Annotated in this window: 5 protein-coding genes; 3 read left to right on the top strand and 2 right to left on the bottom strand. The window is 56.3% G+C overall.

The window, feature by feature from the left end; translation table 11 throughout:
• Positions 1-198 (top strand): hypothetical protein (locus tag FB556_RS13455; protein WP_170200481.1); only part of this gene is annotated, 198 nt, incomplete at its 5' end.
• Between the two features lie 92 nt (positions 199-290).
• Here FB556_RS13455 and FB556_RS13165 read toward each other — a convergent pair.
• Together FB556_RS13165 and rpoB are read right to left on the bottom strand one after the other, a co-directional pair.
• A complete protein-coding gene (locus tag FB556_RS13165; protein ID WP_141868353.1) occupies positions 291-4,181 on the bottom strand; it encodes a DNA-directed RNA polymerase subunit beta' in 3,891 nt (1,296 codons plus the stop codon).
• Between the two features lie 55 nt (positions 4,182-4,236).
• The gene (gene rpoB, locus FB556_RS13160) at positions 4,237-7,743 is read right to left on the bottom strand and encodes a DNA-directed RNA polymerase subunit beta (protein ID WP_141868494.1); all 3,507 of its coding nucleotides are present in this window, start codon (positions 7,741-7,743) and stop codon (positions 4,237-4,239) included.
• A gap of 551 nt (positions 7,744-8,294) precedes the next feature.
• Here rpoB and FB556_RS13155 point away from each other — a divergent pair.
• Both FB556_RS13155 and FB556_RS13150 read left to right on the top strand, forming a co-directional pair.
• Positions 8,295-8,855, top strand: a complete 561-nt coding sequence (locus FB556_RS13155) for a hypothetical protein (RefSeq protein ID WP_141868493.1) — start codon at positions 8,295-8,297, stop codon at positions 8,853-8,855.
• A gap of 32 nt (positions 8,856-8,887) precedes the next feature.
• Positions 8,888-9,085, top strand: coding sequence for a hypothetical protein (locus FB556_RS13150; RefSeq protein ID WP_141868491.1), 198 nt, complete (start codon positions 8,888-8,890; stop codon positions 9,083-9,085).
• The last annotated feature ends 74 nt before the right edge of the window (positions 9,086-9,159 follow it).

The raw sequence follows: 9,159 nt of genomic DNA, 5'->3' as shown, positions 1-9,159 counted from the left end.
AAAAACCCTACCCTGCCCTCGACCGCGTTAGTTTTGCTGCTGACCGGTTTCGGGTCGTTGTTTATTATCGTTGGGATCATCACGCTCGTTGCGACGGACCCGACCAACTGGGTTGGCGTGGGGCTGAGCTGGTTCGTGGGGTTGTATAGCTTTGTCATGGCTCAGATATTTAAGCAGCGGCGTCAGCGCCAGCAATAGTTAATGTTTATTTAGTGAGACAACAAAGAGCCAGTGCGAAAATTCGCACTGGCTCTTTCTAGGTTGAGGGCCGGTTTTAGTGGCCTACGAGGTTAGCGGAAGTCGCCACCCATTCCGTAGTCCTCCAACGGGATAGCGTGGAAGTCGCCACCGATTTCGGTGTCCATGCCCGGGTAATCAAAATCCGGGAATGCTGCGGCACCGGTGAACATGTTGGCCTTGGCCTCATCGGTCGGTTCAACGGCGACGTTGGTGTAGCGGTCCAGACCGGTTCCGGCCGGGATGAGCTTACCAATGATGACGTTTTCCTTCAGGCCGAGCAGTGGATCGGCCTTGCCTTCCATGGCGGCCTGCGTCAGCACGCGGGTCGTCTCCTGGAAGGAAGCGGCCGATAGCCACGAGTCGGTTGCTAGCGAGGCCTTGGTGATACCCATCAGTTCGTCACGACCAACGGCTGGGCGTTTGCCTTCGGCAACGGCAGCACGGTTGGCGGCAACGAAGGTGGCGCGGTCAGCCAGTTCACCTGGTAGCAAGTCGGTTTCACCAGAGTCAATGATGGTGATACGACGTAGCATCTGACGGACGATGACTTCCACGTGTTTGTCGTGAATGCCAACACCCTGTGACTGGTAGACCTCTTGGACCTCGTCGACCAGGAATTTCTGGGCGGCGCGTGGACCAAGGACACGCAGGACCTGTTTAGGATCGATGGCCCCAGCAACCAGCTGGGTACCGACGTCCACGTGCTGGCCGTCTTCGACGAGCAGACGCGAACGACGCAGCACCGGGTAGGCCATTTCTTCGGAACCGTCATCCGGGGTGAGCACCAGACGAACCTGTTTGTCGTCTTCTTCGATGGTCACGCGACCGGCGACCTCGGAGATTGGGGCGACACCCTTCGGGGTACGGGCTTCGAAGAGTTCCTGAATACGTGGCAGACCCTGGGTAATATCGTCAGCCGATGCGACACCACCGGTGTGGAACGTACGCATGGTCAGCTGTGTACCTGGTTCACCAATCGACTGTGCTGCGATAATACCGACAGCTTCGCCAATGTCGACAACCTTGCCGGTAGCCATCGAGCGACCGTAGCACTTGGCACAGGTTCCAACAGCTGAGTCACAGGTCAGAACCGAACGGATGCGGATCTCAGTGACTCCGGCATCGCGCAAAATATCCAGCTTGGTGCTGCCGATGTCCTTGCCGGCTTCGACGATCACGTTGCCGTCAGCGTCTTTGGCATCGCGGGCCAGTACTCGAGAGTAAGCTGACGTTTCGATGTCGTCGACCAGTACCAGTTCGCCGTTCTCGTTTGGTTCGGCGATGACCGTGACGAGTCCCTTATTGGTACCGCAGTCATCTTCACGGACGATAACGTCCTGAGACACGTCGACCAAACGGCGGGTTAGGTAACCAGAGTTCGCGGTCTTCAACGCGGTATCGGCCAGGCCCTTACGAGCACCGTGGGTAGCGGAGAAGTATTCCAGTACCGACAGGCCCTCACGGTAAGAGGACTTGATCGGACGTGGGATAATCTCACCCTTCGGGTTGGCTACCAGGCCACGAATACCGGCAATCTGACGTACCTGCAGCCAGTTACCGCGAGCACCGGAGGTGACCATGCGGTTAATGGCGTTCTGTTTGCCCATACCGGCCTGCATTGCGGCGGCCACTTCGTCGGTGGCGTTGTTCCAGACGTCGATCAGTTCGGCGCGGCGTTCGTCATCCGAAATCAGACCGGTTTCGTACTGGGTCTGAACCTTCGTTGCCTGATCTTCATATCCTTCCATAATCGACGCTTTGTCGAAGTTCGAAGTGATGTCAGAGATCGCAACGGTGACACCCGACCACGTACCCCAGTAGAAACCAGCGTCTTTGAGGTTGTCCAGCGCACGAGCAGTAGAAACCAACGGGTAGCGTTCAGCGAGGTCGTTGACCAATTCGCCCAGCGTTCCCTTCGTGGCGACAACTTCTACCCACGGGTAGTCGGCTGGCAGCAATCGGTTGAACAACACGCGACCGATGGTAGTTTCCAGGTTGACGCGCTGTCCTGGTTCCCAACCTTCTGGAGCAGTTTGCACCTCGGATGGCACAAAGTCGTGCACACCGATGGTCACGGTTGCGTTCAGGTGTACCTTGCCGGCGTCCATGGCCATGATTGCTTCACCTAGCGAGGAGTAGGCGTTGCCTACACCAACGACGTCGTCGCGGACGTCGGTCAGGTGGTTCAGACCAATGATCATATCCTGTGATGGCACGGCAACTGCGCGACCATCGGATGGTTTCAGGATGTTGTTGGACGACAGCATCAACAGGCGCGCTTCGGCTTGGGCTTCGGGGCTCAGCGGCAGGTGAACTGCCATCTGGTCGCCGTCGAAGTCTGCGTTGAATGCGGCACAGACCAGCGGGTGCAGCTGGATAGCTTTACCTTCGACCAGCTGTGGTTCAAACGCCTGGATACCCAAACGGTGCAGGGTTGGTGCGCGGTTGAGCAGTACCGGGTGTTCGGTAATGACTTCTTCCAACACGTCCCAAACCTGTGGGCGAGTCCGTTCGACCATCCGCTTGGCAGATTTGATGTTCTGCGCGTGGTTCAGGTCGACCAGACGCTTCATGACGAATGGTTTGAACAGCTCCAGTGCCATCTGCTTTGGCAGACCGGCCTGGTGCAGTTCCAGCTGTGGACCGACCACGATGACCGAACGGCCCGAGTAGTCGACACGTTTACCCAGCAGGTTCTGACGGAAACGGCCCTGTTTACCCTTGAGCATGTCAGATAGTGACTTCAGCGGACGGTTGCCCGGTCCGGTGACGGCACGGCCGCGGCGGCCATTGTCGAACAGCGAGTCGACGGATTCCTGCAGCATGCGCTTTTCGTTGTTGACAATGATCTCTGGGGCACCCAATTCAAGCAGGCGCTTCAGACGCGAGTTGCGGTTGATCACACGACGGTAGAGGTCGTTGAGGTCGGAGGTCGCAAAACGGCCACCGTCGAGCTGCACCATTGGGCGCAGTTCTGGTGGAATGATCGGGACGGCGTCTAAGACCATGCCTTCTGGCTTATTGTCGGTGGTCAAAAACGCGTTGACCACTTTCAGTCGCTTCAGCGCACGGGTTTTGCGCTGGCCTTTACCAGTCTGGATGATTTCGTGAAGCTTTTCAGATTCACCTTCCAGGTCGAAGGTCTGCAGACGTCGCTGGATTGCTTCAGCACCCATCGAGCCTTCGAAGTATTCGCCGTATTTGTCACGCAGCGAACGGAAGACTTGTTCGTCGCCTTCCAGGTCGCCGACCTTCAGGTTTTTGAAGCGATCCCAAACTTCTTCCAACTGGGCGATTTCGGCTTCAGAGCGTTTGCGAACCTGTGCCATGGTTTTTTCGCCCAAGGATTTGGCTTTTTCGCGCTCTGCGGCTTTAGCACCGGATTGTTCCAGTTCGGCGAGCTCTTCTTCGAGCTCACGCGAAATGGCAGCAATGTCGGAGTCGAGCTGTTTTTTCAGGAAGTTGATTTCCTGGTCGTGCTCGGCCTGCAGGTTTGGTAGATCGGCGTGACGAGCTTCTTCGTCAACGCTGGTGATCATGTAGGCGGCAAAGTAGATGATCTTTTCGAGATCTTTTGGCGCCAGGTCCAGCAGGTAGCCAAGACGGGATGGGACACCTTTGAAGTACCAGATGTGGGTGACTGGTGCAGCCAGTTCGATGTGGCCCATGCGGTCACGACGAACTTTGGAACGAGTGACTTCTACACCACAGCGTTCACAAATGATGCCTTTATAACGGACGCGCTTGTATTTGCCGCAATAGCATTCCCAGTCGCGGGTTGGACCGAAGATGCGCTCACAAAACAGGCCATCTTTTTCTGGCTTCAGTGTGCGGTAGTTAATGGTTTCAGGTTTCTTGACCTCACCGTAGGACCACTCGCGGATTTGGTCTGCGGTGGCCAGTCCGATGCGCATGAGGCCGAATGAGTTTTCTGTGGACATTGTCCTATGAACTCCTGGTTCTAAAGTGGATGAAAGACTTTGTTGTGTGTGGAACTTAGACTTCTTCTACCGAGCTGGGTTCAGCCCGGGAGAGGTCGATGCCTAGTTCTTCAGCAGCACGGAATGAATCTTCATCCGAGTCACGCATTTCGATGGATTGACCGTCGGCGGAAAGTACTTCCACGTTCAGGCACAAGGATTGCATTTCCTTGATCAATACCTTGAACGATTCTGGAACGCCTGGTTCTGGAATGTTTTCACCCTTGACGATGGCTTCATAGACCTTGACACGGCCGTGGACGTCGTCAGATTTGTGGGTGAGCAGTTCCTGCAGGGTGTATGCGGCACCGTATGCTTCCAGTGCCCATACCTCCATTTCACCAAAGCGCTGACCACCGAATTGTGCTTTACCACCCAGTGGTTGCTGGGTAATCATCGAGTACGGTCCTGTTGAACGCGCGTGGATCTTGTCGTCAACCAAGTGGTGCAGTTTCAGCATGTACATGTAGCCAACCGAGATCGGCTCTGGGAATGGCTCTCCAGAGCGACCGTCGAACAGCTGCGCCTTCCCGTTAGTACCCATGAGGCGTTCGCCGTCGCGGGTGGGGTTGACGTGGCCCAGTAGGCCGGTGACTTCTTCGGCTTCTGCACCGTCGAAGACCGGGGTGGCAACGTTGACCGGTCCGGTTTCACGCGGCAGGTTCGGCAGCTTGGCCAGGAAGTCTGGTTCGCCTTCGATCTTCCAACCGTTGGCGGCGGCCCATCCGAGGTGTAGTTCCATGACCTGACCCAGGTTCATACGTCCTGGAACACCCAGTGGGTTCAGGATCATATCAACTGGTGTTCCGTCGGCCATAAATGGCATGTCTTCCATCGGGAGAATCTTGGCGATAACGCCCTTGTTCCCGTGGCGGCCAGCCATTTTGTCACCGTCTTGGATCTTACGTTTCTGCGCTACGTAGACGCGGACCAGCTGGTTGACGCCTGCTGGGAGATCGTCGTCTTCGTCGCGGTCGAAGATGCGAACACCGATGACGGTTCCGGATTCACCGTGTGGGACCTTCAAAGAGGTGTCACGGACTTCCTTAGATTTTTCACCGAAGATGGCGCGCAGGAGGCGCTCTTCCGGGGTTAGCTCGGTTTCACCCTTTGGTGTGACACGACCGACCAGGATGTCACCGGATTCGACCTCGGCACCGATGTGGATGATGCCGCGTTCGTCGAGCTGTGCCAGAACTTCTTCCGAGACGTTTGGAATGTCGCGGGTGATTTCTTCGGCACCCAGCTTGGTGTCACGAGCGTCGACTTCGTATTCTTCGATGTGAATCGAGGTCAGCACATCGTCGGAGACCATGCGCTGGGACACGATGATCGCGTCTTCGAAGTTCAGACCTTCCCATGGCATGAAGGCCACGAGCAGGTTCTTGCCCAGGGCCAGTTCACCGTTATCGGTGGATGGGCCATCAGCTAGAACCGAGCCGTATTCGACGCGTTGGCCTTCGGAAACGCGCACAACCTGGTTGTAGGCGTTGCCCTGGTTGGAGCGTTCGAATTTGGCGATGGTGTAATGACGGGTGGTGCCTGCGTCTTCCATGACGGTGACCATATCTGCGGCGACTTCGGTAACCACACCCGGTTTCTGCGCGATGACCGAGTCACCGGCATCAACGGCGATGGGTTTCTCCATGCCGGTACCGACCAGTGGGGCTTCCGACTCGACGAGTGGCACGGCCTGACGCTGCATGTTGGCACCCATGAGCGCACGGTTCGCATCGTCATGCTCAAGGAATGGGATCAGTGCGGTTGCAGCCGAGACCATCTGGCGTGGGGACACGTCCATGTAGTCAATATCGGATGGATCGGCGAGAATTGGCTCACCGTCACCACCGCGCTGACGGGACATGACGAGCTCTTCAGCGAAGGTGCCGTCATCGTTGAGTACTGCGTTGGCCTGAGCGATCTGGACGTGCAGTTCGTCATCGGCGGTCAGGTATTCAACGGTGTCGGTGACCCGACCGTCAATGACCTTGCGGTACGGGGTTTCAATGAACCCGAAGGAGTTGATGCGACCATAGGTTGCCATCGAACCGATCAGCCCAATGTTTGGACCTTCTGGGGTTTCAATGGGGCACATACGACCGTAGTGCGATGGGTGCACGTCACGGACTTCCATACCGGCGCGATCACGCGACAGACCACCTGGGCCCAGCGCGGACAGACGACGTTTGTGGGTCAACCCGGCCAGCGGGTTCCCCTGGTCCATGAACTGCGACAGCTGCGAGGTTCCGAAGAACTCGCGGATGGCAGCAACGACCGGACGGATATTGATCAGGGTTTGTGGCGTGATGGCCTCAACGTCCTGGGTGGTCATGCGTTCGCGAACCACACGTTCCATCCGGGATAGACCGGTACGGATCTGGTTTTCGATCAGTTCACCAACCGCACGGATACGACGGTTACCGAAGTGGTCGATGTCATCGACTTCTACCGGAACGTCGACTTCTTGGCCTTTACGAGTGCCCTTGATTTTGGAGTCACCGTTGTGCAGTGCCGCAATGAAGTGCACCATCTGTGTGACGTCGTCTTCAGTCAGGACCAGCGATGCTGGGTCACCGAGTGGTGCGTCGACGCCGAGTTTGCGGTTGAGTTTATAACGACCGACTTTCGCCAGATCGTAACGACGTTCAGTGAAGTAGAGGTTAGCCAGCAGGTTCTGCGCGGAGTCCACCGAAACAGGTTCGCCCGGACGCAGCTTGCGGTAAATATCTTTGAGCGCTTCGGCCTGGTCGGCAATGCCGTCTTTTTCCAGGGTCAGCATCATGGAGTCGTACTGGCCGAACTCTTCGCGAATGCGAGCTTCGGTCCAGCCCATGGCCTTGAGTAAAACAGTGACTGGTTGTTTACGGCGGCGGTCCAAACGGACCGAAACCTGGTCACGACGGTCAATTTCTAATTCGAACCAAGCACCGCGCGATGGGATGATGCGCGCGGTATAAATATCTTTGTCAGTGGTCTTATCCGGGGTGCGCTCAAAGTAAGCGCCCGGGGAACGGACCAACTGGGAGACGACGACACGCTCGGTACCGTTGATGATGAAGGTACCTTCATCGGTCATCAGCGGGAAGTCACCCATGAAGACAGTCTGCTGTTTAATTTCGCCGGTGTTGTAGTTCATGAACTCGGCTTTGACATACAGCGGAGCAGCGTAGGAAGCATCACGTTCTTTAGCTTCCTCGGCGCCCATCTTCGGGTCCGAGAACTCTGGGTCGGAAAACGACAGAGACATCGTGCCTTGGTAATCTTCAATCGGCGAGATTTCATCAAAAATCTCTGCCAAACCTGAAGTTGTGACTACCGAGTCATCGCCGATCTCTTGTGCATGTGCGACCTGCGCGGCCCAGCGTTCGTTGCCGACGAGACGGTCAAAAGACTCCGTCTGCAGAGCAAGAAGATTGGGCACATCAAGTGGCTCAGCAATCTTTGCAAAAGAAATACGACCGGCTGAAGAGCCATGCCGATAGTTTGTAGCGGTTGTGTTATCAGAGGTGCTAGAAGCGACCAACAGCGATCCTTTCACAGACCTTCCAAGTATCTAAAGACGCGCAGTGCCCGTTCATCTACTCAGATACGCCACGAGGACAAAGACACGGGACCCACCGCTATATGAAGGTCAAGCCGCTCTTGTGTATGATCCTGTGGAGATGGTGAACTCGGCATTAGGGCCGGGGCACCAAAACGACCTGAAGACAGGGATACGCAAAGAATCAGCATAGCTTGACTCAACACCTTTTGTCCAGTAGGCGCTCGCGACTTATTGACAATTTCACCTACGAGTGTGACGCGGGTCGCAAATTTGTTGCACAATCTTCGCTCGTGGCGAGTTGTAACTCCGTTACCCCGTCGAGCCACTCTTTGCCCCGTGTCACCGGACTCGCTTTCGGGCGTATGGGACCGTTTGTGGTTCTCAAGGGCAGAGAGTCTCTGTCAAAAACCAGGTAAGAGTCCATTTGAAGTGGAGCGTTCTAGCGCGTCGATTGCGCCATCCCATCTCACCGGCGCAGAAGACCCTGCCAGCCCGTAGGCCGGAGCGATCTGGGCTTATAGGGTTGCGATATGGAGCCCCCAGATGATTCGGTCAGACCGCTGGATGATGAGTTTCGAGCCGAGCGCATGGCCCGGCAAACGGCTCCGCCTGGACTGGAAGACCCCGCAAAGCGTGCATTATGGGGGCTCGGAATCCACGAAGAGGATTACGGCCCTTATCTCATCGAGCTGAAAGTGCAGTACGTCGATGGGTTAGCTGAAGCCGCTCGGGCGTTTGCCGATCTTTTTCAAAGAGTCATCGTCGGTCCAGCAGAGGAGCTTCATCCGGACCTGGACGATGAGGTTGCTCCCTGGGGAATAACCCGCATTTCGAAGACATACTTTCGGTGTGAAATGACTATGTCTCAGTGGAAGAAACTTATCGCGGCTGACGAACACCAAGCTGCCAGACGTAGCAGCGAGTCACAGGCCGGGGATATTCCTTCCATGGCGGTCGCGGCTTTTCGTTTTCGAACGATCTATAAACTCTGGCCGGATTTCCCTGTGCATGCGCAACTCACGCATTCGATTTCTACAATCAAAGCCGATGCAGCCTTATGCACATTTGAAGCCAGTGGTGAGGGTGGGTGATTAGAACGACCCCTACGGCGGTATAGGAAGAGATGGAGCCCGACACCCGGGAGGTAAATGTCGCCGAAGCATTCTTACGTGACTGGGACACTGCCACGTCATACCAGTTCTTACCCGGGCACGTCTACAACCTGCAAGCTGATCGCTTCATCCACGATCACGCGGACGTGACGGGTGTCGAAGTTGCCAACGCCATACTGCAGGCGATGCGCAGCACCTTGAGCTACTGAGCACAAGGCGCGAACACGGCTGGTACATTGCAGCTCAGCACATGCACGCCATGAGCTCGTTTTAACGGCCTCCG

Origin of the sequence: Enteractinococcus coprophilus, from assembly GCF_006716305.1 — a bacterium.
Taxonomy (GTDB): Bacteria; Actinomycetota; Actinomycetes; order Actinomycetales; family Micrococcaceae; genus Yaniella; species Yaniella coprophila.
The sequence above is the reverse complement of the archived record's forward strand: the minus strand, read 5'-3'. Positions and strand labels throughout refer to the sequence as shown.